Genomic DNA, 23,282 nt, shown 5'->3' with positions numbered 1-23,282 from the left:
ATATCGTCGGTTTATTCCATCATCAGGTTGTCTGAAATATTCATACTGGCCACGGATTCAACTTTCCACACGCCATCTTCCTTGAGCATGCAGTCAATCACGGTGTGATCCCGCTTTTTGCCGAATGAGATATAAACCTGCATACAGGCGGCATCGTAATCCAGCGCCCGGGCACTGACGATGTTCCAGTCATCTTCATATCCCTGAGCCTTGATGAACAAATCGACGTCAGGCACGTCATATTCATCTGGATCCAACTTATCCATGGCTTTGAGTTTGCTGATGGTTTCGCGGGTCACATATGGCCTCAGCGCTTCATAGTTTTTCAGGGGCTCTTTCCCGGTAATAATTTGCGAGATGTACCACTTATTAAACTGAAGGGCAGCGGATACCTCAGGGGGTAACTCCTGTGCAGCGGATGCGAGAGTGGGCAGAAGCAGGATCGCCAGAATTATTTTTTTCATGTCAGTCATGCCTGTAAATTGCATATGCTGGCTTTACTTCCCGGTATTCTTTTCCCGGATACATTGTTCGCTGAACAAAATCAGAGTACCAGACGCCGTTCCCACCATAGATGCAAGCGTGGCCATAGGGGTGGTGCGCTGTGGGCTGGATCACCGCCACATCGCCCTCAACAGGCTCACCGTAAACCTGGTGGAAGCCCGCCAGAATTAAATTGCTTTTCATATCCTTAGCATAATGTGTGTTCTGTAGATTAGCACCGCCGGCGCGAATGGATTTTGAAACAAATTCTGCACATCTTTTCTGGCTATACTGACCTGCATGCTGGCGAGCATGAACTGCGGCTTTATGGGCACTCCACATAATTTAATCCCTTACTGAATAAATGGTTAACAAGGGAAACATTACGCCGAAAAGGGACGAGTTTATGTAATTAATCATGATCGGAATTTAACCACTATCAGACTGATAAATAATGGTTAACTTATCCATCAAACGTCTTTATGCGCGCCCAGGTAAGGCAAAAAAGAATTAAAAAGAACCTGGCTTAAGGGGGAGGCATACGTAAAAAATGTATATGATGCCTGGGCGTACTTTAGCTATCTCAAAAATAGGTATTTTCAATACAATTTTTATTATTGCCCGCCACCTAACCGCCTTTCTTATGAAATGCATTATTTATCAATGCATTGAACAAAACTAACCCACCCATCCGCATCCCGTCACAGGGTCTATGCTTAATGAAAGTAGCCAAAAAGGGCGGTTTAGCCCAAAGCCCCTGCTCGCAGGGGGTTGAAGTGATAATCGTTATCACTAACATGGTGTTATGCCCTGGTGGCTTATCAGATGAGGTGGACCTATGGAACTGCATTCAGAAACCTTCAATCCGGCCGATTTTGCCTGGCGTGGCTTAACGCTGACGCCCGCGGCGGCGGCGCATATTCATGAGCTGGTGGCAAAAAATCCCGACATCCTCGGCGTACGCTTAGGCGTTAAGCAGACGGGCTGCGCAGGATTTGGCTACGTGCTGGATACCGTAACCGAACCCAAAAAGGACGATCTGGTCTTTGAAACCGACGGTGCAAAGTTATACGTCGCGCTACAGGCTATGCCGTTTATTGATGGAACCGAAGTCGACTACGTTCGGGAAGGTTTAAACCAGTTATTCAAATTTCATAACCCGAAAGCCCAGAACGAATGCGGCTGCGGCGAAAGCTTTGGGGTATAGGCGGTACTATGTCTCGTAATACTGAAGCAACGAGTGATGTAAACACCTGGAGCGGCGGACACCTCAACTATAAAGAGGGTTTCTTCACGCAGCTGCAAACCGATGAGCTGGCGAAAGGCATCAACGAAGAGGTCGTGCGCGCCATTTCGGCCAAACGTAACGAGCCGGAGTGGATGCTGGAGTTTCGTCTGAGCGCATTCCGCGCGTGGCTGGAGATGGAAGAACCTCACTGGCTGAAAGCGCATTACGATAAGCTGAACTATCAGGATTACAGCTATTACTCCGCGCCCTCATGCGGCAGCTGCGATGACACCTGTGCCTCGCAGCCCGGCGCGGTACAGCAAACCGGTGCCGAGAACAGCTTCCTGAGTAAAGAGGTGGAAGAGGCCTTCAATCAGCTCGGCGTGCCCGTGCGCGAAGGTAAAGAGGTGGCGGTGGACGCCATTTTTGACTCCGTCTCGGTGGCAACCACCTACCGTGAAAAGCTGGCGGAGCAGGGGATAATTTTCTGCTCCTTTGGGGAAGCCATTCACGATCACCCGGAGCTGGTGAAAAAGTACATTGGCACCGTGGTACCCAGTAACGATAACTTCTTCGCGGCACTGAATGCGGCGGTGGCGTCAGACGGCACCTTTATCTACGTGCCTAAAGGTGTGCGCTGCCCGATGGAGCTCTCGACCTATTTCCGCATCAACGCGGAAAAAACCGGCCAGTTTGAACGCACCATCCTGGTGGCCGATGAAGGCAGCTACGTCAGCTATATCGAAGGCTGTTCGGCGCCGGTGCGCGACAGCTACCAGCTGCACGCGGCGGTGGTAGAGGTGATCATCCATAAAGACGCGGAAGTGAAATACTCTACGGTACAGAACTGGTTCCCGGGCGATGGCAACACCGGTGGTATTCTGAACTTCGTCACCAAGCGTGCGCTGTGCGAAGGTGAAAACAGTAAGATGTCCTGGACGCAGTCAGAAACCGGCTCCGCCATTACCTGGAAATACCCGAGCTGTATTCTGCGCGGCGACAACTCCATCGGTGAGTTTTACTCCGTGGCACTGACCAGCGGTCATCAGCAGGCCGATACCGGCACCAAGATGATCCACATCGGTAAAAACACCAAATCGACCATCATCTCCAAAGGGATCTCTGCCGGTCACAGCCAGAACAGCTATCGCGGGCTGGTGAAAATCATGCCGACAGCCACCAACGCACGTAACTTTACCCAGTGCGACTCCATGCTGATTGGTGCGGACTGCGGGGCGCATACCTTCCCCTATGTCGAATGCCGCAATAACAGCGCCCAGCTCGAGCATGAGGCGACTACGTCACGTATTGGTGAAGATCAGCTGTTCTACTGCCTGCAACGCGGGATCAGTGAAGAAGATGCGATTTCAATGATTGTTAACGGCTTCTGTAAGGACGTGTTCTCTGAACTGCCGCTGGAATTTGCCGTTGAAGCCCAGAAACTCCTCGCCATTAGTCTTGAACACAGCGTCGGTTAAGGAAAGCACATGTTAAGCATTAAAGATTTACAGGTTAGCGTGGAAGAGAAAGAGATCCTTCGTGGGCTCAATTTTGACGTCAAACCGGGTGAAGTTCACGCCATCATGGGGCCAAACGGCTCCGGGAAAAGTACGCTTTCAGCGACGCTGGCAGGACGCGAAGATTATGAGGTCACCAGCGGCTCCGTTGAGTTTAACGGCAAGGATCTGCTGGAGATGTCGCCTGAAGAGCGTGCCGGTGAGGGCATCTTTATGGCCTTCCAGTATCCGGTGGAAATCCCGGGCGTCAGCAACCAGTTCTTCCTGCAAACCGCGCTGAACGCGGTGCGCAAGTATCGCGGACTTGAGGCGCTGGATCGCTTTGACTTCCAGGATCTGATGGAAGAGAAAATCAAGCTGCTGAAAATGCCCGAAGATCTGCTCACCCGCTCGGTGAACGTGGGTTTTTCTGGCGGTGAGAAAAAACGTAACGATATTCTGCAAATGGCGGTTCTTGAGCCGGAGCTGTGCATTCTCGATGAAACCGATTCAGGGCTGGATATTGATGCCCTGAAGATCGTTGCCGACGGCGTAAACTCTCTGCGTGACGGTAACCGCTCATTTATTATCGTGACTCACTACCAGCGTATTCTGGACTACATCAAACCGGACTATGTCCACGTGCTTTATCAGGGGCGCATTGTGAAATCCGGTGACTTTACGCTGGTTAAACAACTGGAGGAGCAGGGTTATGGCTGGCTTACCGAACAGCAGTAATGCACTCCAGCAGTGGCACCGGCTGTTTGAAGCGCAGGGTGGAGCGCGCTCTGAACAGGCTCAGCACCATCTCCAGCAGATGCTGCGTCTCGGTTTACCGACGCGTAAGCATGAGAACTGGAAATATACCCCGCTGGACGGCCTGCTGAACGGCGAGTTTGTCACCCGTCTGGCGCAGGTTAGCCCCGGTCAGCGCGATGTGCTGGCGCTGAGCGTGGATGCCGTGCGTCTGGTGTTTGTAGACGGGCAGTTTCGTGAGGAACTCAGCGACAGCGTACAGGAGAGCGGGTTCGATATTGCGATTAATGATGAGCGTCAGTCGCTGAACGCGCCCGTTCAGCCTGAAGTCTTCCTGCATCTGACAGAGAGCCTGTCTCAGTCTGTCACCCATATTCACGTTAAGCGTAACCAGCGCCCGGCGAAACCGCTGCTGCTGATGCATATCACCCAGGGTGTTGAGGGCGGCGAGATCAACACCGCCCACTATCGCCACCATCTCGAGCTGGCAGAAGGGGCAGAAGCGACGGTAATTGAGCATTACGTTAGTCTGAACGACACCCGCCATTTTACCGGCTCGCGTCTGACGATGAACGTGGCGGCCAACGCCCAGCTGCACCATATCAATCTGGCGTTTGAGAATCCGCTCAGTCACCACTTCGCCCACAACGATATTCTGCTGGGCCAGGATGCCGCGGCGTACAGCCACAGCTTCCTGCTTGGCGGCGCGGTGCTGCGCCACAATACCAGCACCCAGCTGAACGGTGAGAACACTACGCTGCGTATTAACAGCCTGGCGATGCCGGTGAAGTCAGAAGTGTGCGACACGCGCACCTGGCTTGAGCATAACAAAGGCTACTGCAACAGCCGTCAGCTGCACAAAACCATCGTCAGCGACAAAGGACGTGCGGTGTTTAACGGCCTGATCAATGTGGCGCAGCACGCCATCAAAACTGACGGGCAGATGACCAACAACAACCTTTTGCTGGGACGTCTGGCAGAGGTGGACACCAAGCCACAGCTGGAAATCTATGCGGACGACGTGAAATGCAGCCACGGCGCAACGGTCGGGCGTATTGACGATGAGCAGATGTTCTACCTGCGCTCTCGCGGGATAGACCAGCAGGCCGCGCAAAAGATGATTATTTACGCCTTTGCGGCTGAGCTGACGGAAGCGCTGCCCGATGGCGGACTTAAACAGCAGGTGCTGGCCCGTATCGGTCAGCGGCTGCCTGGAGGCGAAGCATGACATTTCCCGTAGAGAAAGTCCGGGCAGATTTTCCGGTACTGACCCGTGAAGTGAACGGTCTGCCGCTGGCCTATCTCGACAGTGCGGCCAGCGCGCAAAAACCGAATCAGGTGGTGGATGCGGAAGCCGAGTTTTACCGCCACGGTTATGCGGCGGTCCATCGCGGGATCCACACCCTGAGCGCCGAGGCGACCCAGCGCATGGAAAACGTGCGCACGCAGGTTGCGGCGTTTCTCAACGCGCGTTCGCCGGAAGAGCTGGTGTTCGTGCGTGGCACCACCGAAGGGATCAACCTGGTGGCTAACAGCTGGGGCAATGCGCAGGTGCACGCGGGGGATAACATCATCATCACCCAGATGGAGCACCACGCTAACATCGTGCCCTGGCAGATGCTCTGTGAGCGTATGGGGGCGCAACTGCGGGTGATCCCGCTAAACGAAGACGGTACGCTTCAGCTTGAACAGCTGGACGCCCTGCTTGACGACAGAACGCGGCTGGTAGCGGTGACCCACGTTTCAAACGTGCTGGGGACGGAAAATCCGGTGGCGCTGATCGTCGACAAAGCCCATCAGGCCGGTGCGAAAGTGTTGATTGATGGTGCCCAGGCGGTGATGCACCATGCGGTTGACGTTCAGGCCCTGGACTGCGATTTCTACGTCTTCTCCGGGCACAAGCTGTATGGTCCGACGGGCATCGGCGTGTTGTATGTGAAGGAGGATATTCTCCAGGCCATGCCGCCGTGGGAAGGGGGCGGGTCAATGATTGCCACCGTCAGCCTGACGGAAGGCACAACCTACGCCCGGGCGCCCTGGCGCTTCGAGGCGGGCACGCCAAACACGGGCGGGATCATCGGGCTGGGCGCGGCCATTAGCTACGTATCTGAAACGGGGCTGGCGGCGATTCAGGAGTACGAACAGCTGCTGATGCAATATGCCTTGCAGGAGCTTGCCAGCGTCCCGGATCTGACCTTATATGGCCCTGCTGACCGTCTGGGTGTGATAGCCTTCAACCTCGGCAAGCATCACGCTTATGATGTGGGCAGTTTCCTGGATAATTACGGCGTCGCCGTACGTACCGGGCATCACTGCGCGATGCCACTGATGGCGTATTATCAGGTACCGGCCATGTGCCGCGCATCGCTGGTGATGTACAACACAACGGAAGAGGTCGACAGACTGGTGGCGGGACTAAAACGTATTCACCAGCTGCTTGGCTAACGGAGAGGCGAGAGATGGCAGATTTGCCGGACAGAGATAAATTGCTGCGTAACTTTGGGCGTTGCGCAAACTGGGAAGAGAAATACCTTTATATTATCGAGCTAGGTCAGCGCCTGCCGCCGCTCAGCGAAGAGGCGCATAACCGGGACAACATCATTCAGGGCTGCCAGAGCCAGGTCTGGATCCAGATGCAGCAGACGGATGATGGCGTAATCGATTTACAGGGTGACAGCGATGCCGCCATTGTGAAGGGGCTTATTGCCGTCGTATTTATTCTTTATCACCAGATGTCGGCGCAGGATATTGTCGCCTTTGACGTTCGCTCGTGGTTTGAAAAAATGGCCTTAACCCAACACCTCACCCCGTCCCGCTCCCAGGGGCTGGAAGCGATGATCCGCGCCATACGCGCCAAAGCCACAATCCTTAGCTAAACTGACAGAACAGCATTCATTCTGTTTCGCGGGGTGGTTTCCACCTCGCTGGTTTTTCAGCTTTCTGACGTTTGGTCAGTGAATAAGGAATCTCAGCATGAAGCGCGCGTCTCTAATAACTCTATTACTCCTTGGTTCGCTCAGTGCTGTTAATTCAGCCAGGGCGGTTGATTATCCTTTACCGCCCGCAGGCAGCCGCCTGATTGGGCAAAATCAGACATACACCATTCAGGAAGGCGACAATAAGCTCCAGGCTATCGCTCGTCGGTTTAATACCGCCGCACAGCTTATCCTTGAAACCAATAATACCATTGCACCGGTAAACCCTGCGCCAGGAACGGTTATTACCATTCCTTCCCAGATGCTGCTCCCGGACACCGAGCGTGAGGGCATTGTGGTGAATCTGGCGGAGCTGCGTCTTTACTTCTATCCGCCTGGCGAAAATATCGTGCAGGTCTATCCGCTGGGTATTGGTCAGCTTGGGCTGGAAACACCGGTCAGCACCACCCGTGTGAGTCAGAAAATCCCTAACCCTACCTGGACCCCCACAGCGGGCATCAGAGCGCGCTCACTGGCGCAGGGCATTAAACTGCCGCCTGTGGTACCCGCAGGGCCAAATAACCCGCTGGGGCGCTTTGCGCTGCGTCTGGGCATCGGGAATGGGGAATATCTTATTCATGGCACCAGCGCGCCGGACAGCGTAGGGCTGCGGGTCAGCTCGGGCTGTATGCGAATGAACGCGCCGGATATCAAAGCGTTGTTTGAACAAGTGCGCGTCGGCACGCGGGTGCAGATTATCAATGAGCCGGTTAAGTTCTCCGTCGAGCCGGACGGCAAACGTTATATCGAGGTGCACAGGCCGCTGGCGCAGGCTGAGGGCGAAAACCCACAGACGGTGCCGTTCACGCACTCGGCGGCGTTTACCGCCTTCGCAGCGGAATCAGGTAGCGATAAAACGCTAATCGACAAAGCTCTGGCGCGCAGAGCCGGGATCCCGGTTGCCGTTTCAGCAGGCAATGGTTCGTCAGCCAGCAATTCTGTCCTGTCGGTTCAGAACAGTCGTGTCTCAGCGGCGGTGACGGAAGGCGAGGGAGAGAAAGCGCTTCAGTAGAGGTTTGACGAAGGCAAAAAAAATGGCGCACAATGTGCGCCATTTTATTAACAGGTACTATTACTTACGGTATTTAGTAGCCTGGTTGTCCAGACGCTGGTTAGCGCGAGCTGCGTCGTCTTTAGCAGCCTGAACGTCGGAACGCATTGCGTTCACGTCGTTGCTCAGCTGGTCAACTTTAGCGTTCAGAGTCTGAACGTCAGAAGACAGCTGATCGATTTTAGCGTTGCTGGAGCAACCTGCCAGCAGAGTAGAACCCAGGATTACCGCGCCCAGTACCAGTTTAGTACGATTCATTATTAATACCCTCTAGATTGAGTTAATCTCCATGTAGCGTTACAAGTATTACACAAAGTTTTTTGGGTTGAGAATATTTTTTTGATGGGATTACGCCTATTTTTGATCGTTCGCTCAAAGAAGCAACGAAATCGGCAATTTTGACGAAAAAGCTATGTTAAAAAAGGCATTTTTCATCGGATTCATCTTAGATAAATCGCGATTAAATAGAAAAACCCGATTTGCTTTTTGAATAGTTCTGGTTAATTGCGGGAATAAAAAAAGCGCCCCGAAGGACGCTTTTTAACAAAACAATAATTTGTTCGTGAAATATTACAGTACGTGGACAGAAGCAGTGTTGGTTGTGCCGCTTGGTACCAGCGCGCCAGAAACCATAACCACCACGTCGCCTTTCTGTGCCAAACCACAATCAACCAGTTCCAGCGCCACTTCTTTACCCAGACGATAGAAATCATCGGTAGATGCAATCTCTTTCACCAGGTGTGGGATCACGCCTTTGCTCAGCACCAGCTGACGCGCGGTGGTTTCGTTCGTGGTCAGCGCCAGGATGGTTGCATCCGGGAAGTATTTACGCACGGCACGCGCAGATTTACCGCCCTGGGTCGCCACGACAATCAGTGGGGCTTCCAGTTTCTCGGCGGTTTCTACCGCACCACGGCACACGGCTTCGGTGATGCGCAGTTTACGGCTGTCGTTATTGTAATCCAGACGGCTTTTCATCACGCGGTCGGTACGCTCACAGATGGTCGCCATGATGCCGACCGCTTCCAGAGGGTATTTCCCTTTTGCAGATTCGCCAGACAGCATAACGGCATCGGTACCGTCGAGGATGGCGTTCGCCACGTCGCCGGCTTCAGCACGGGTAGGGCGTGGGTTTTTGATCATGGAGTCCAGCATCTGCGTTGCGGTGATAACCACTTTACGCGCGCGAACGCATTTCTCGATCATCATCTTCTGCGCGAAGATCACTTCTTCAACCGGGATTTCTACGCCCAGGTCGCCACGCGCTACCATGATACCGTCAGACGCTTCAAGGATTTCGTCGAAGTTGTTCAGGCCTTCCTGGTTTTCGATCTTGGAGATGATCTGAATGTTCTCACCTCCGTGCGCTTTCAGGTGCTCGCGGATCTCAACCACGTCAGAACGTTTACGGATGAAGGACGCCGCAACGAAGTCCACACCTTGTTCGCAGCCGAAGATCAGGTCTTGTTTGTCTTTTTCAGCCAGCGCTGGCAGAGCAATGGACACACCCGGCAGGTTAACGCCTTTGTTTTCGCCCAGATCGCCGTTGTTCAGCACTTTACAGATAACCTTGTTACCTTCAATCGCGGTCACTTCCATGCCGATCAGGCCGTCATCTACCAGCACGGTGTTGCCAACGGACAGATCGCTGGTGAAGCCTTCGTAGGTCACGGCAACGATTTCGTTATTACCTACAACGGATTTGTCGGTGGTGAAGGTGAAGGTCTGGCCCGCTTTCAGGGAAACGTCGTTACCGCCTTCCAGTTTGATGGTGCGGATTTCAGGACCTTTGGTGTCGAGCAGGATTGCCGCTTTTTTCCCGGTCTTGCTCATCACGTTGCGCAAGTTCTGAATACGCTGACCGTGTTCAGCATAGTCGCCGTGGGAGAAGTTCAGACGCATCACGTTCATGCCGGCATCCAGCATTTTGCTCAGCATCTCTTCGGATTCGGTTTTCGGGCCGATAGTACAAACAATTTTCGTCTTTTTCATGACAGTCTTAGTCTTTAAGTTGGGAAGGATATGGAAATCTCGCTCCGGGGGCGCACCGCCGCGGAGTCAAACCTGTGTTGCGAAAGAGTATATGACACGCACTAAGAATAGGTGACATCAAATGAGCGTGCAGAAGAAAGTGTGCCTGAGTGCCAGCCCAACGAATGAGAGGAGAAGTTGTACGTTGTTTTTTGTATTCCAAGCGCTGAAACCATTCACCAGGGATTTGGCGCGCATTATACGCTGATTCACAGTAAAAAGGAAAATGGAAACAGCGTTTCAAAAACATTCTGTGCAGATTCACATAAGTTTGTTATCAAGGCGTTAAGGCCTAATGTCATCTTATGACGGCAGGCGCAACGCCCGCCGTTTTTTGCTCATTTTTCCAGCGCCTGTTGAAGGTCGGCGATCAGATCCTTCGCATCCTCAATCCCCACCGACAGGCGTATCAGCTGCGGCACAATGCCGTTTGCAAGACGCTGCGCCAGTGGAATGGAGGCGTGGGTCATGCTGTAGGGCTGGCTCACCAGACTCTCCACCCCGCCCAGGCTTTCCGCCAGGGTAAAGAGCGTAAGATGACGAATCACCTCTGTCGCGCGTTGCGCATCGCCTTTAATCACAACGGAGATCATGCCGCCCGGCAGCGCCATTTGTCTGCGGGCAAGCGCATACTGGGGGTGTGACTCCAGCCCGGGATAGAGCACGCTCTCTATCTGCGGATGCTGCTCCAGCCATTGCGCAATCGCCAGCGCGTTGGCACTGTGCTTCTCAACGCGCAGGGAGAGGGTGCGAATCCCCCGTAGCGTCAGGAAGCTGCTGAACGGATCCAGAACGCCGCCAACCGCGTTTTGCAGATAGCCCAGACGCTCCGTGAGATCCTTATTTGCCCCGACAACAGCCAGCCCGGCAACCACGTCTGAATGACCGTTGAGATATTTGGTGGCGGAGTGAACCACAATGTCGAACCCCGCCTCCAGCGGCCGGTGAATGACCGGGGAGGCGAAGGTATTATCCGCCACGCTGATCGCATTATGGCGCCGGGCAATGTCTGCTATGGCCTCCAGATCGGCCAGCTTCAGCAGCGGATTTGTCGGCGTCTCCACCCAGATCATGCGGGTGTCCGGGCGAATGGCGGCCTCAAGTCCGGCTACATCGTCCGGCTTAACCCAGCTCACCTGTAGCCCGGTGCTGCGCTTACGCACGTTTTCGATCAGGCGATACGTACCGCCGTACACGTCGTCAATGGCGACGATATGGCTGTCTTTATCCAGCAGTTCGAGCACGGTGGAAATGGCCGCCAGCCCTGAAGCGAAGGCGTACCCGCGCGTGCCGCCCTCCAGCTCGGCTATTGCGGTCTCCAGCGCGTGGCGGGTGGGGTTGCCGCTTCGGGAATATTCATAGCCGGTATGCTCACCCGGAGACGGTTGCGCAAACGTCGAGGTGGCGTAAATCGGCGGCATGACGGCGCCGTGCGGGTCGTTAAACTCTCCGCTGTGAACGCTGAGGGTTGCCAGGTTTTTCATCTTTTGCTCCTTTTATTTCTCCAGGCGGTAAGAACGTCGCTACGGGTGATCAGACCCAGAAAGCGGTCTTCGTCATAAATAATCGCCACCAGGCCACGGTCAAAGATGGCGTACAGGGCGCTCTCCGGGGCCTGCCTGTCCAGGTATTCCACCTGACGCGTCATGGCCGCCGTCACGGGGAGAGAGAAGCGATCGGCTTCCCCCCCGATGTGTCGCAGCAGGTCCCATTCGTCGATGATGCCGACGACCTTATCGTTATCGAGCACCGGCAGCTGGGAGATGTCGTACAGCCGCATGCGGGCCAGCACGGTGGAAAGGGTGTCGTCCGGGGCGGCAGTCACCGTCGCGCCTTCATCGTGGCGCAGGGCAATGTAGTCGGAGAGATCCCCTGCCTGCGGGCGCGCGATCAGCCCCTGCTGGCGCATCCAGTCGTCGTTGAACATCTTCGAGAGGTATTTATTGCCGCTGTCGCAGGCGAAGGTGACCACGCGTTTTGGCGTGGTCTGCGCCTGACAATATTTCAGCGCCGCCGCCAGCAGCGTGCCGCTGGAGGAGCCCGCCAGGATCCCTTCCGTTTTGAGCAGCTCGCGGGCGGTGGTGAAGGCTTCGTGATCGGTAATGCGCCAGGCGCGTTTAACCCCTTCGATGTGCGCCAGCGGAGGAATAAAGTCTTCGCCAATCCCCTCAACCAGCCACGATCCGGCATCGTGATAGCGTCCGGTCTCAACCTGATCTGCCAGCACCGACCCGGCCGGATCGGCAAGCACAAATTCCGTCTGCGGTGAGTGCTCGGCGAACCACGCCTGTAAGCCGCCCAGCGTACCGCCGGAGCCGACGCCGACGACGATGGCATCGATCTGGCCGTCAAGCTGCTCAAACAGTTCCGGCGCGGTGGTCGTGCGGTGCGCCAGCGGGTTGGCCTCATTGTTGAACTGGTCGATGTAAAACGCGCCGGGCAGTTCGTTCGCCAGCCGCCGGGCGTAATCCTGGTAATAGGCAGGATGCCCCTTATTGACATCGGAACGGGTCAGCACCACCTGCGCACCCAGCGCCCGCAGGTGGAAAATCTTTTCGCGGCTCATTTTGTCCGGCACCACCAGGATCAGCGAATATCCCTTTTGCGCGGCGATCAGCGCCAGCCCCAGCCCGGTGTTCCCCGCCGTGGCTTCGATAATGGTCCCGCCGGGCCGCAGTTGCCCCGAGCGTTCGGCTTCGTTAATCATCGACAGCGCGACGCGGTCTTTGATCGAACCGCCTGGATTCTGATTTTCCAGCTTCAGAAACAGCGAGCAGGGGCCGGTATCCAGCTTGTGCAGCTGGATGAGTGGCGTATGGCCAATTAGTTCGGTGACGGAGTGGTAAAGCGTCATGGTCATGTCCTGTGAAGAGGTGATGACCGGATGATAGGACCACTAAATTTTCTTAATAAAGAACGTTTCACTGGGTTTTAGAACAGAAAGGAATAATACTTATGTTTTTGGGTGGAAAGACAGCAAGACGTAAAGTTGTCCGGATGTGAGGATGGCTATATCAGTACATAGTGCTGCAAAATTAACCAATTTCGTCGGATGAATGAGACCTGATATGCAAAGGGCAGATAATTATTGCAGATATTCATCTAAATGCTTTTCACCCGCCAGTTCGCTGCTTATTCCTGAGCATTATAAGAAATTCTTTTTTGGTCATTTAAAAGCTGATAACGGCTGTTTACTATCTTTTGGACATCCATACTGCTAAACCGCTATATGCGTAACGGATAACGAATAAGAATGATCGTACTCAGTAATATTTCGAAGGTTTTTGACAACGGGAAGCTGGCGCTGACAGCCGTTGATAACGTCAACTTGACGGTAGAGCAGGGACAGATTTACGGGATCATTGGTTACAGCGGGGCCGGGAAAAGTACGCTTATCCGTCTGCTGAACGGTCTGGAAAAGCCCAGCGCCGGCAGCGTCACCATTAACGGTCAGGATATCTCCGCCGCGAAGGGAGAAGCGCTGCGTCAGGCACGCCTGAAAATCAGCATGGTGTTCCAGCACTTTAATCTGCTCTGGTCGCGCACGGTGAAGGAAAACATCGCCTTTTCAATGCAAATTGCCGGTGTGCCAAAAGCGCAAATTCAGGCTCGCGTTGCCGAGCTGGTGGAGCTGGTCGGCCTGAAGGGACGCGAGAATGCCTACCCGTCCCAGCTGAGCGGCGGGCAAAAACAGCGTGTGGGCATTGCCCGCGCGCTGGCCAATCATCCGGACGTACTGCTGTGTGACGAAGCCACCTCGGCGCTGGATCCGCAGACCACCGATCAGATCCTCGATCTGCTCCTGGACATTAACCGTCGTTTTAACCTGACCATCGTACTCATTACGCATGAGATGCATGTGGTGCGCAAAATCTGCGACCGCGTGGCGGTAATGGAGAACGGCAAGGTGGTGGAAGAGGGGGAGGTGCTGAGCGTGTTTACGCATCCTCAGCAGCCGATCACCCGGCAGTTTGTCCGCCAGGTGAGCCAGTACGCGGAGGAAGAGACCTTCAATACCGAACTGGCAAATGAGCTGGAGGGCGCGGTCATCAAGCTCACCTTCACCGGGCACAGCACGCACAGGCCGATCGTCGGTGAACTGACCCTGCGCTACGGCCTGCCGTTTAACATCCTGCACGGCAAAATGACGCAAACCGCCCACGGTGTTTTCGGGCAGCTCTGGGTGCACGTGGTGGCATCGGATGAACAACTGAACAATATCCTCGCCGACCTGAAGCAAAGCGATATTGAAGGCGAGGTAATCAAGCATGGCTGAAGAACTCTTTCCGCACCTGAAGTGGGATCAACTTTGGGCTGCAACCCAGGATACGCTCTACATGACCGCGCTTTCCGGCGTGGCGACGTTTGTTCTGGGGATCGCGCTCGGTCTGGCGCTGTTTTTAACCGCCCGCGGCGGGTTATTCCACAACCGCACGGTCTACAGCGTGATGTCGATTGTGGTGAACGTGTTCCGCTCGATTCCGTTCATCATTCTCATTGTTCTGCTGATCCCGTTCACCAAGACCGTTGTGGGGACCATTCTCGGCGCTAACGCTGCGCTGCCCGCTCTGATTGTGGGCGCCGCGCCGTTTTACGCCCGTCTGGTCGAGATTGCCCTGCGGGAAGTGGATAAAGGGGTAATTGAAGCCACGCGTTCGATGGGCGCGCGGCTGAGCACGTTAGTGTTTCGGGTTTTACTGCCGGAATCTTCACCCGCACTGGTTTCAGGTATGACGGTGACGCTGATTGCGCTGGTGAGCTACAGCGCAATGGCGGGGGTGATAGGTGCCGGCGGTTTGGGAAATCTGGCTTATCTGGAAGGATTCCAGCGCAACCATGGTGACGTCACGCTGGTGGCAACGGTGACCATTCTGATCATCGTGTTCATTATCCAGTTCTGCGGCGATGCCATTACTTCACTGTTAGATAAACGCTAATAAATACACACAGGAACCACATCATGAAAAAGACACTGACACTGATCGCCGCAGCCACCCTGAGCGCCCTGAGCTTTGCCTCCTGGGCGGACACGCTCACCGTGGGGGCGTCCAACACCCCGCACGCGGAAATTCTGGAGCAGGCTAAGCCGATTCTGGCGAAGCAGGGTATTGAACTGGAGATTAAACCGTTCCAGGACTACATTCTGCCAAACACGGCGCTGGCAGGGCATGACATTGATGCCAACTATTTCCAGCACATCCCTTACCTGAACAGCGTGCTTAAAGATCATGCGGGCGATAAGGATTATGATTTTGTCAGTGCAGGCGCAATCCACATTGAGCCGATCGGTATCTATTCAAAAAAATACAAATCGCTGAAGGATCTGCCGGAAGGCGGCAAAATCATCATGCGTGATGCGGTTTCCGAGGAAGGGCGTATTCTCTCCATCTTCGAAAAAGAGGGCGTGATCAAACTGAAGCCAGGCATCGATAAAGTGACCGCGCGCATCAGCGATATTGTGGAGAACCCGAAAAAGCTGCAATTCACCCCTAACGTCGAGGCATCTCTGCTGCCGCAGATGTACAACAACGACGAAGGTGCTGCGGTGGTGATCAACGCCAACTACGCAATTGATGCCGGTCTGGATCCGGTCCACGATCCAATTGCGGTTGAAAGCGGTGAGAATAACCCGTACGCCAACATCATTACCGTTCATCGCGGTGATGAGAAGAAGAAGGATATCGTCGCGCTGGTGAACGTGCTGCACTCCAAAGAGATTCAGGACTGGATCCGCACCAAATACAAAGGCGCGGTCATCCCGGTAAACAACTAATCGCCTGATTTTCCAGACGAAGCCCGGCGAACAACACGCCGGGCTTCTTTTTTGTATCCAGCCGACGAATGATTTAAGCTGACGGTTTAGGGCAACGGAGTGATGGCAATGGGCAATGTGACCAAAGACGAAGCGCTGTACCAGGAGATGTGTCGGGTGGTAGGCAAGGTCGTTCTGGAGATGCGTGACTTAGGGCAGGAGCCCAAGCATATCGTGATTGCCGGGGTACTGCGTACCGCGCTGGCGAACCAGCGCGTTAAGCGCAGTGAGTTGACCACCAAAGCGATGGAAACGGTGGTTAAAGCGCTGGCCGGTTAGGACGAAGCGTCTCGCGAGTTTTTCAGATCCCGCATATCAACAGTCATTATTGTTATTTCCTCTTCATGATGAAGGCGTGTTTAACTGAGTCCAGGTTAAGCGAGAAGGGTAATGACGATGAAAAAATGGATAAGCACGTTACGGCGGTTTTTTGCGCCCCGACCAGCGAATGCGGAGAACAGCGCGCAACGTGTTCTTGAGTCAATACTGCCTGTCGCCAGCCTCTATGGCGTGGACGTAGCCAACATCGACCCGGAGTGGTTCTATGTTAAAACGTCACGCTGAACTTCGCCGGACGCGCGAAATGTACTGGAATGAGCTGTGCGTGATGCGTGTAAAGTGAGAATGAAGGGAAAAATGCCCTGGCTAATCCTCGGTAAACGATAGCCGTTTTGTTACCACTATCTCCTTTCTCAGATGGAGATGATAATGAAACGGACAGTATTAACCCCCGCGCTTTCTGCCACCGTGCTATTGCTTGCCATGCAGGCGGCACACGCTGGTCCACAGGCGCATGTTGTATGCAGTTATTCCCATACCCTCGGCGATGATGCCATTATGATGTACGGCATGCCCAACGAGGCCATGCTGCACGATTTTTTTGGTAACGTGCAAACGGATGCTTACTCCAGCCGTGAATCGCTGCGTACCCAGGAAAAGACCACCTGCGATAACAAAGCAGACAGCTCGGCCTACTGGGCTCCGTCGCTAAAATTACCGGACGGAACGGTGGTCAAACCCGCCTATCAAAAAACCTATTATCAGGCATCGAACGTTGACGCCTGGCCACTGCACCCGTTCCCGGCGGGGCTGTCGCTGCTGGCGGGCGATCATCACGGCACCGCGCCAAATCCACATATCACCTTTTTATGCGCCAACGGCAAGGGCTACACCACCAGAACGGGTGAAGTCTGCGGTTTACGCAAGGCGAAGGATGCCGTGCAGTTTAATATCGGCATTCAGTTCCCGAACTGCTGGGACGGGGCCAACCTGAAGCCCGCCCACGGTCTGGCTAACGCCACCTACGATACGAAAGGACAGTGTCCGTCCACCTTCCCGGTGAAGATCCCGACGGTGAACATGAATATTGCGTACGTGCTTCCGACAATTAGCTCTCTGGATACCAGTAAAGTCCAGCTTTCCCTCGACCCCACCATGCATGGCAGTGAACGTGAAGAGCGATGGGGGAGCCTGTATACGGCGCATGCTGACTTCATGAACGGCTGGACGGAAGATGCCGCGCGCTTTATGACCGACCTGTGCATGAACCGCGGAATGGATTGCGGCACCACCGTGCCGTATGGTTATTCAAAAGCGAAGGCCAACGTCTGGCTCAGCAGCATGGAACCCGCACTTTCACAGCCCGATCCCCAGGTCTTACTGGTGCAGGACAACTGGAAGAACGGCGGAAGGACGAAAAACAGCGAAACATTGTCGCTGGTGAAGTTCAACATCCCTCCGCTGCCTGCCGGACAGGATCCTGCCCAGTTTAAATACCGCGTGAGAATTTATGGCGGGAAAGTGGAAACCAACGGCGCGGATCAAATCTTCTTCTATCCGGCGAGCAACGACTGGGATCCGGCCACCGTGAGCTGGCATTCACGGCCGCGCTGCAACTATCGCTCGGATGCGGTGCTTTACCTGAACCACTCCCGCGAATACCGGATGGTGGATGTCGATAAAGCGGTACGCAAGGCGCTGGCAGAAGGGAAAACTGAAATTTCGTGGTATATCGGCGGCGATCGTCAGGGAAACCACTATCAGTTTGAGACGGGGTCATCTCAACAAAGCCTGATCCTGATGCTGACCGGGTTTAGCAAAACGCCGGAGATCTGATAGCGGGTAGCAAATGTATTCATAAAAAAAGCACCGGGGAGCCCGGTGCTTTTTCTTCAGATCTTGCAGGCATCGCCGCAGTCGTCATCGGCGACAATCGCCTGGGCTTTTTTATCCGCATCGTCGAGACGTTCTGCGTTGCGCTCTTCTGCTTCATCCAGCCCGTTAAAGACTAAGTTATCGAGATCAATTTCCATGTGCCACCTGCGTTATTCAGTTTTTGATACTGGCACAGTATAAGTCAAAAAAAGCGGGCCAGGCACCCCTCAGCACATATGGATAATCCCTGCCATACTCAGTGCTTTATTGCTGAGGAAAGCCGATGATTACACTCTGTAAAACCTGCGGTACCGCTTACGATGAACAGCCCAAAAACTGCCCGATTTGCGACGATGAGCGCCAGTATGTCCCGGTGACGGGCCAGGCATGGACGGACTTCGACAGCCTTACGACCACGCACACCAACAAATGGCAACAGCTGGAGCCACAGCTGTTCAGCATCAAAACCGTTCCCGCTTTTGCCATCAACCAGCGGGCGCTTCTGCTGAGTACGCCGCAGGGCAATGTTCTGTGGGACTGCATCGCTAACCTCGATCCGGCGACCAGAGCGTTAGTTGACGCGCTCGGGGGCATCAGCGCGATCGCGATTTCGCACCCGCATTACTACACCACCATGCAGGAGTGGGCCGCCGCGTTTAACGCGCCGATCTATCTGCACGCCAGCGATCGGCAGTGGGTGATGCGTGACAGTCCGGCGATACGCTTCTGGGAGGAGGACGCCCTGGAGATTATGCCGTCGGTGACGCTGCTGCGTCTGGGCGGGCATTTTGCAGGCGGCACGGTGCTGCACTGGCAGTCAGGCGACGGCGTGCTGCTGGCCGGTGATATTTTGCAGGTTACGCCTGGTAAGGACGCCGTGTCGTTTATGTGGAGTTATCCGAATATGCTGCCGCTGCCTGCCCGCACCGTTGAGGCGGTGATCGGTCGACTGACCGGGAAAACGTACCAGCGACTGTACGGGGCCTTTGAAGGGCAAAACATCCCGGCGAACGCAGATGAGATTGTGCAGCGGTCGGGCCAGAAATATATTGCTTGTCTCCGCTAAGGCACGGTGGTTAAATTTTACGAGTGTGATCGCGATCATACCTAAACTAAAACAGATAAAAGAGAAATGGCTATGCAACATATCATTGAAGGTTTTCTCAGCTTTCAAAAAGAGATTTTCCCGCAACGTAAAGAGCTTTTTCGTAGTTTAGCGTCCAGTCAGAATCCCAAAGCGCTGTTTATCTCCTGCTCCGACAGCCGTCTGGTTCCGGAACTGGTCACGCAGCAGGAGCCAGGACAGCTCTTTGTCATTCGAAACGCGGGCAACATTGTGCCACCGTTCGGGCCGGAGCCTGGCGGTGTCTCTGCAACCATCGAATACGCGGTAGTGGCCCTTGGCGTGACCGATATTGTTATTTGCGGCCACTCCAACTGCGGCGCGATGAAGGCGATTGCTGACAACGCCGATCTGGAGCCGATGCCAGCCGTTTCCCACTGGCTGCGCTATTCTGATGCGGCAAAAGCGGTGGTTGAGAAGAAAACCTGGGATCAGCCAATCGATAAAGTGAATGCGATGGTGCAGGAGAACGTCTTTGCTCAGCTGAGCAACATCAAGACCCATCCGTCGGTGGCGGTAGGCCTGCGCAACAACGCCATTCGCCTGCACGGCTGGGTATATGACATCGAAAGCGGCAAAATCCTTGCCCTGGACAAGAACACTAAAACCTTCGTATCGCTGTCGGAAAACCCGGAAGTCTTCTTCGAGTAATCCGACACCGCAGGGCAGGGAAGCCCTGTTAAAACTCCACGAAAGGTAATTTTCGTCGCACGCCCGACGCAGGATTCCCCGCCGCTTTCGCCATCGCTTTACCAATATCAGCGCACTCAGACAAACCCTGAACAAACGGATGATCGTGCATCAGCCAGGGGATCGCCCCAAAAGCGATACGTCCGCGCAGAGACGCAGGTGACAGCAACGTGTAGTCTTCCCCCACGTCCGGTATTTCATCCCCCGTTTCCTCAAGCTGTTTGCGCAGCGTCGGGAAGGGAATATCCTTATTTCTGAGCGGTTTCTGCCCGCGGGCATCGATAAAGACGTCGAAGCGATAACGCTTTTCTTTCGTGGTGATGACGGTCTGATCGCTGCCGATATCCAGGGCGTAATCATCACCGAGTGCGACTACGCTAATGATCCCTGCCTCGCGCAGTGCCAGTAACCGGCGGATAGACTGCGGTGGAATGGCGGCATAGTTATCAATAAACACACGCTCCAGCCCGGATTTAAACCGTTCTCTGTCACGCTCATTGAGTGAAGGGACAATGGCCTGAACTACTTCATGCAGACGAAGCACGGTATAGCGCCAGGCAACGGTGCGTTTCTCGCACTTGTTGCGCTCCACTTCTTTCAGATTCGCTTCGGCCCAGGTGAAAGGACCATGCTTTTTACGATCCTCAAACCAGACATCACGAAGCGTGTCAGCATTCAGCGTGCCGATCGTTATCGCCTGGCACCAGCGCGGATCGGCCAGCTCAAGCTCTTTCACCATCAGCGCAAAGATGCGGTCAAGCAGCCCGTCAGGGCCTTTGGCAATTTCGCTTTCTGCCACAGACTCCGTTAACACCGACAGCGGTTCATAAGGGATAGGGCAGTAAAAGTCGGCCTCCGGGAGAACGCCCGAGCGGGACATCAGCGTGATGTTTAGCCCCTCACTACCTTTATTGACAACGAACTGCTCCCCGCTAAACCGACCATGCTGCATTACTACAGCCATAGCAGCGTCCAGTCCGCTGAGGGAGGTACCCATAATCCCCACCTCACAGGCTCGGATATCCGCGTCCATCAGCCCCGACCATGGGCTTGGGAAATAGTCGCGGGTGGATTCATCTTCATCAGGCCAGACGTGACCGGTGGCGACCACTGCAAGATCAAACCGCCTTGAGAAAGGGGCATCGTTCACTGACAGGGCCACGCCGTCTGCATCAGCCTTAATATCAGTGACTTCTGCGTTGGGATGAACCTCGATATGAAACCCAGCCTTTTTCGCCTCGGCAACGACGGCGAGAAAGCGGTCGTGGAAATATTCACCCAGCAGAATACGGGGCAAAAACTGCCGGTCGTGCAGTTTGTCTTTGTCGACGCTATAGCGGGCAAGGTGGGCTGCATTTTGCTGTTTAAGCCAGTCGAGATAGGTGATAAAAATGGGCGGAATTTCGATACTGGCGATGTTCGCCAGCATCAGCCGGGAATTATCCTCGTCGCTGTAGGGCATCCCGACACCGGGTTGGTCTGCCTTTTCGAACACGGTGATCGAAAGCGGTGCTGCGTTGTTAAGAAGTGAGTAAAAGGTATAAATCCCTGTTGGACCTGAGCCGATAATGGCGATTTTTTTCATCGAAAGCGTTCCTGCATTTCTGAACCATAAAATAAGCGTAGCAGGAGAAAGGTTAAATCATTCAATGAAGGAAAAAATTAAGACGTTTTGAAGAGGGGATGTTGCGCCCCTTCCTGAACTTATGGGAAAGTCAATTCAATTGACCCTGGCTGATTAGATATGATTCTGCCTGATTTCTGAAAGGAAAGACTGTTTGGTCCCAGGTTTAACGATTATCTGTATGTGATGGGGGTTAAAAAGTACGGTAACTTCGCCGGCGGGCTTGACCTGCACAGCGTCAGTGAGGAGAACCAGCTGATTTTATCAGGAGAATTCTCCATCTTACGGTCAGTGTACTTTTTAACATGCAGGCTGATGCCGCCCGTGGGAGATAGCCCTGCTCTGGCTCAAAAGGTGGCATAGCACACTGTACATCGGATGGCAGTTTTGTCTGCAATGACGGAAGTCTGAGTCAGTCGAAGCGATTCTGTTCAGGTTATGGTGCCTCCGAACTGCCGCGACAGTTAAAACCCTCCCCCTCCGCCAGGAAAGCGCAGACGAAAAAAAGAATAGCCGTGCAAGGCCAGGAGCAGCGTGTTGTAGATAACAATGCGCAGTTCGATACACAACCGCGGCAACCTACATGCGCCCCTCTCTATATGGCCAACAAGCCCGGATACACCCATTTACCCATTTGTTCAGGAAATCAGTATTAATCCGCCAGTGTAAACGTTCTTTGTCTGTTATTCGAACTGATAAGACGCTTGCAGGTGGAAACCCACCTGAACGCGCTGGGCGACCTGTTACAGCGTCTGGCATTAAAGCACGCCGTTCGCACCTTCCGGCTACATGGCGAACTTACTGCATGGCTGGCGTTTATGTTTTCTGCGTGAGTGATAAAAGGGAGGGAAAATCATGACCAGGGCTGAAGAGTTTGGTCGTTCCTGAAATGTGAACACTGGCAGAGTGATGCGCACACATCGCTCAAAAAACGATCTTTTTCAGGCGGATACTGAGATCAGAAAAGCATATGACCTTGAACAGGAATCACAATGACTGGAGGGATATGCTAATGAAGCGACAAGATATAAACGCATTAAAGAATTTTGATTTTCTGGCACGCAGTTTTGCCCGTATGTACGCCCTGGGCCAGCCAGTTGATATCGATGCCGTGACCGGCAATATGAATAATAAACAGCAGGCATGGTTCCGGGAGCGATATGACCACTACCGAAAGCAGGCTGAGCGGGCGAGAGTAATAGAACTGCGATGATGTAACGAACAACGGGCTTAACGGCCCGTTGCTTTTTTAGGTTCCAGCTACATTTTTGCAGGCTCCTGAGGTTGAAATATTTTGCGGTAACCTCAAATAGAAAGCGGGTAAGGAACACCTGCCCATAAGACATGAACTTTTTGAATATTCTTTTTTACTGTTCAGGAGGTACATGATGACTCTCAGAACCTTTCCCGTGTTGAACGATCTCTCCGACTCTCTGTTTGCGGACCGTTTTAACCGTATCGATCGCCTTTTTAGCCAGCTAACCGGCAGTACGCCGTTGCCCTCCACGCCTTCTTACAATATCCGGCGGCTGGGCGATAACCGCTATGAACTGACGCTCAGCGTGCCGGGCTGGAAAGAGAGCGAACTGGAAATTGAAACCGTTGGCGGTCAGCTGAATATCAGCGGTAAACGTGAAGAGGAGAAAACCGAAAACGGCGAAGAAGGGTGGATCCATCGGGGTATCAGCCGCAGCGACTTCCGGGCCAGCTATAGTCTGCCGGAACATGTGAAAGTAACCGGCGCTTCGCTGGAAAACGGCTTGCTGGCGATTGAATTACACCAGGATATTCCGGAAGAAGAGAAACCGCAGCGAATCGCCATCAATAACAACCCGGCGATTGAACACAAGCCGTAATCG

Annotated in this window: 28 protein-coding genes; 19 read left to right on the top strand and 9 right to left on the bottom strand. The window is 54.1% G+C overall.

Features of this window, described 5'->3' with window-relative positions:
• Positions 1–11: 11 nt before the first annotated feature.
• Both ACOTZP_RS16215 and ACOTZP_RS16210 read right to left on the bottom strand, forming a co-directional pair.
• Positions 12–464 carry a DUF3828 domain-containing protein gene (locus ACOTZP_RS16215; protein ID WP_126314804.1) on the bottom strand — a complete coding sequence of 151 codons (453 nt, stop codon included), beginning with the start codon at positions 462–464 and terminating at the stop codon, positions 12–14.
• 1 nt (position 465) lies between these two features.
• Positions 466–825 carry a hypothetical protein gene (locus ACOTZP_RS16210; RefSeq protein WP_023305987.1) on the bottom strand — a complete coding sequence of 120 codons (360 nt, stop codon included), beginning with the start codon at positions 823–825 and terminating at the stop codon, positions 466–468.
• Positions 826–1,321: 496 nt separating this feature from the next.
• On the opposite strand from ACOTZP_RS16210, the gene sufA reads away from it, so the two are divergent.
• From sufA to ldtE, 7 genes are all read left to right on the top strand, one after another.
• Positions 1,322–1,690, top strand: coding sequence for a Fe-S cluster assembly scaffold SufA (gene sufA, locus ACOTZP_RS16205; protein ID WP_022647873.1), 369 nt, complete (start codon positions 1,322–1,324; stop codon positions 1,688–1,690).
• A gap of 8 nt (positions 1,691–1,698) precedes the next feature.
• On the top strand, positions 1,699–3,189 hold the full coding sequence (sufB, locus tag ACOTZP_RS16200) for a Fe-S cluster assembly protein SufB (RefSeq protein ID WP_003857739.1): 1,491 nt from the start codon (positions 1,699–1,701) through the stop codon (positions 3,187–3,189).
• Positions 3,190–3,198: 9 nt separating this feature from the next.
• Positions 3,199–3,945, top strand: a complete 747-nt coding sequence (gene sufC, locus ACOTZP_RS16195; protein ID WP_022647874.1) for a Fe-S cluster assembly ATPase SufC — start codon at positions 3,199–3,201, stop codon at positions 3,943–3,945.
• Positions 3,920–5,191 carry a Fe-S cluster assembly protein SufD gene (gene sufD, locus ACOTZP_RS16190; RefSeq protein ID WP_155025352.1) on the top strand — a complete coding sequence of 424 codons (1,272 nt, stop codon included), beginning with the start codon at positions 3,920–3,922 and terminating at the stop codon, positions 5,189–5,191. The genes sufC and sufD overlap by 26 nt, the downstream gene beginning before the upstream one ends.
• Positions 5,188–6,408, top strand: a complete 1,221-nt coding sequence (sufS, locus tag ACOTZP_RS16185) for a cysteine desulfurase SufS (protein WP_063200889.1) — start codon at positions 5,188–5,190, stop codon at positions 6,406–6,408. Before sufD ends, sufS begins: the two co-directional genes overlap by 4 nt.
• Positions 6,409–6,422: 14 nt before the next feature.
• Positions 6,423–6,839, top strand: coding sequence for a cysteine desulfuration protein SufE (gene sufE, locus ACOTZP_RS16180; RefSeq protein WP_108367680.1), 417 nt, complete (start codon positions 6,423–6,425; stop codon positions 6,837–6,839).
• Positions 6,840–6,936: 97 nt separating this feature from the next.
• Positions 6,937–7,950: a L,D-transpeptidase LdtE gene (gene ldtE / locus ACOTZP_RS16175; protein ID WP_038415919.1), complete on the top strand. Its 1,014-nt coding sequence runs from the start codon at positions 6,937–6,939 to the stop codon at positions 7,948–7,950.
• 60 nt (positions 7,951–8,010) lie between these two features.
• Here ldtE and lpp read toward each other — a convergent pair whose 3' ends face one another.
• The 5 genes from lpp to ACOTZP_RS16150 all read right to left on the bottom strand — a co-directional run bounded on the left by lpp (position 8,011) and on the right by ACOTZP_RS16150 (position 12,874).
• On the bottom strand, positions 8,011–8,247 hold the full coding sequence (gene lpp / locus ACOTZP_RS16170) for a murein lipoprotein Lpp (protein WP_001082307.1): 237 nt from the start codon (positions 8,245–8,247) through the stop codon (positions 8,011–8,013).
• A gap of 312 nt (positions 8,248–8,559) precedes the next feature.
• Entirely contained in the window at positions 8,560–9,981 is a 1,422-nt protein-coding gene (gene pykF, locus ACOTZP_RS16165) for a pyruvate kinase PykF (RefSeq protein ID WP_015570703.1), read from the bottom strand.
• Between the two features lie 7 nt (positions 9,982–9,988).
• On the bottom strand, positions 9,989–10,270 hold the full coding sequence (locus ACOTZP_RS16160) for a hypothetical protein (protein ID WP_419394464.1): 282 nt from the start codon (positions 10,268–10,270) through the stop codon (positions 9,989–9,991).
• Between the two features lie 88 nt (positions 10,271–10,358).
• Positions 10,359–11,504, bottom strand: coding sequence for a trans-sulfuration enzyme family protein (locus ACOTZP_RS16155; RefSeq protein ID WP_404349605.1), 1,146 nt, complete (start codon positions 11,502–11,504; stop codon positions 10,359–10,361).
• Positions 11,501–12,874 carry a cystathionine beta-synthase gene (locus ACOTZP_RS16150; protein WP_271075314.1) on the bottom strand — a complete coding sequence of 458 codons (1,374 nt, stop codon included), beginning with the start codon at positions 12,872–12,874 and terminating at the stop codon, positions 11,501–11,503. Before ACOTZP_RS16150 ends, ACOTZP_RS16155 begins: the two co-directional genes overlap by 4 nt.
• A 399-nt stretch (positions 12,875–13,273) precedes the next feature.
• On the opposite strand from ACOTZP_RS16150, the gene ACOTZP_RS16145 reads away from it, so the two are divergent.
• From ACOTZP_RS16145 to ACOTZP_RS16120, 6 genes are all read left to right on the top strand, one after another.
• Positions 13,274–14,296 (top strand): methionine ABC transporter ATP-binding protein, encoded by a 1,023-nt coding sequence (locus ACOTZP_RS16145; RefSeq protein WP_271075313.1) that lies wholly within the window; start codon positions 13,274–13,276, stop codon positions 14,294–14,296.
• Positions 14,289–14,957, top strand: coding sequence for a methionine ABC transporter permease (locus tag ACOTZP_RS16140; protein ID WP_271075312.1), 669 nt, complete (start codon positions 14,289–14,291; stop codon positions 14,955–14,957). Before ACOTZP_RS16145 ends, ACOTZP_RS16140 begins: the two co-directional genes overlap by 8 nt.
• Before the next feature lie 23 nt (positions 14,958–14,980).
• On the top strand, positions 14,981–15,793 hold the full coding sequence (locus ACOTZP_RS16135) for a MetQ/NlpA family ABC transporter substrate-binding protein (protein WP_023305994.1): 813 nt from the start codon (positions 14,981–14,983) through the stop codon (positions 15,791–15,793).
• 108 nt (positions 15,794–15,901) lie between these two features.
• The gene (fumD, locus tag ACOTZP_RS16130; protein ID WP_003857676.1) at positions 15,902–16,111 is read left to right on the top strand and encodes a fumarate hydratase FumD; all 210 of its coding nucleotides are present in this window, start codon (positions 15,902–15,904) and stop codon (positions 16,109–16,111) included.
• Between the two features lie 117 nt (positions 16,112–16,228).
• Positions 16,229–16,396, top strand: a complete 168-nt coding sequence (locus ACOTZP_RS16125; RefSeq protein ID WP_022647883.1) for a hypothetical protein — start codon at positions 16,229–16,231, stop codon at positions 16,394–16,396.
• A 144-nt stretch (positions 16,397–16,540) separates the two neighbouring features.
• Complete coding sequence (locus tag ACOTZP_RS16120; protein ID WP_271075311.1) at positions 16,541–17,947, top strand: DUF1996 domain-containing protein; 1,407 nt, start codon at positions 16,541–16,543, stop codon at positions 17,945–17,947.
• 56 nt (positions 17,948–18,003) lie between these two features.
• On the opposite strand, the gene ACOTZP_RS16115 is transcribed toward ACOTZP_RS16120, so the two are convergent.
• Positions 18,004–18,144 carry a hypothetical protein gene (locus ACOTZP_RS16115; protein WP_003857665.1) on the bottom strand — a complete coding sequence of 47 codons (141 nt, stop codon included), beginning with the start codon at positions 18,142–18,144 and terminating at the stop codon, positions 18,004–18,006.
• 125 nt (positions 18,145–18,269) lie between these two features.
• On the opposite strand from ACOTZP_RS16115, the gene ACOTZP_RS16110 reads away from it, so the two are divergent.
• Both ACOTZP_RS16110 and ACOTZP_RS16105 read left to right on the top strand, forming a co-directional pair.
• Positions 18,270–19,052: an MBL fold metallo-hydrolase gene (locus ACOTZP_RS16110; protein ID WP_048965526.1), complete on the top strand. Its 783-nt coding sequence runs from the start codon at positions 18,270–18,272 to the stop codon at positions 19,050–19,052.
• Between the two features lie 72 nt (positions 19,053–19,124).
• A complete protein-coding gene (locus tag ACOTZP_RS16105) occupies positions 19,125–19,760 on the top strand; it encodes a carbonic anhydrase (RefSeq protein WP_045309087.1) in 636 nt (211 codons plus the stop codon).
• Between the two features lie 28 nt (positions 19,761–19,788).
• On the opposite strand, the gene ACOTZP_RS16100 is transcribed toward ACOTZP_RS16105, so the two are convergent.
• Positions 19,789–21,384 carry an FAD-NAD(P)-binding protein gene (locus ACOTZP_RS16100; RefSeq protein ID WP_271075310.1) on the bottom strand — a complete coding sequence of 532 codons (1,596 nt, stop codon included), beginning with the start codon at positions 21,382–21,384 and terminating at the stop codon, positions 19,789–19,791.
• 398 nt (positions 21,385–21,782) lie between these two features.
• On the opposite strand from ACOTZP_RS16100, the gene ACOTZP_RS16095 reads away from it, so the two are divergent.
• From ACOTZP_RS16095 to ACOTZP_RS16080, 4 genes are all read left to right on the top strand, one after another.
• The gene (locus tag ACOTZP_RS16095; RefSeq protein WP_404350033.1) at positions 21,783–22,079 is read left to right on the top strand and encodes a hypothetical protein; all 297 of its coding nucleotides are present in this window, start codon (positions 21,783–21,785) and stop codon (positions 22,077–22,079) included.
• A 54-nt stretch (positions 22,080–22,133) separates the two neighbouring features.
• Entirely contained in the window at positions 22,134–22,256 is a 123-nt protein-coding gene (locus ACOTZP_RS16090) for a hypothetical protein (RefSeq protein WP_254909560.1), read from the top strand.
• A gap of 179 nt (positions 22,257–22,435) precedes the next feature.
• Complete coding sequence (gene glgS, locus ACOTZP_RS16085; protein WP_271075309.1) at positions 22,436–22,636, top strand: cell surface composition regulator GlgS; 201 nt, start codon at positions 22,436–22,438, stop codon at positions 22,634–22,636.
• 172 nt (positions 22,637–22,808) lie between these two features.
• Positions 22,809–23,279, top strand: a complete 471-nt coding sequence (locus tag ACOTZP_RS16080) for an Hsp20 family protein (protein ID WP_003857647.1) — start codon at positions 22,809–22,811, stop codon at positions 23,277–23,279.
• The last annotated feature ends 3 nt before the right edge of the window (positions 23,280–23,282 follow it).

The organism is Enterobacter cloacae complex sp. SYL001, assembly GCF_049237025.1.
Classification (GTDB): domain Bacteria; phylum Pseudomonadota; class Gammaproteobacteria; order Enterobacterales; family Enterobacteriaceae; genus Enterobacter; species Enterobacter intestinihominis.
The sequence above is the reverse complement of the archived record's forward strand: the minus strand, read 5'-3'. Positions and strand labels throughout refer to the sequence as shown.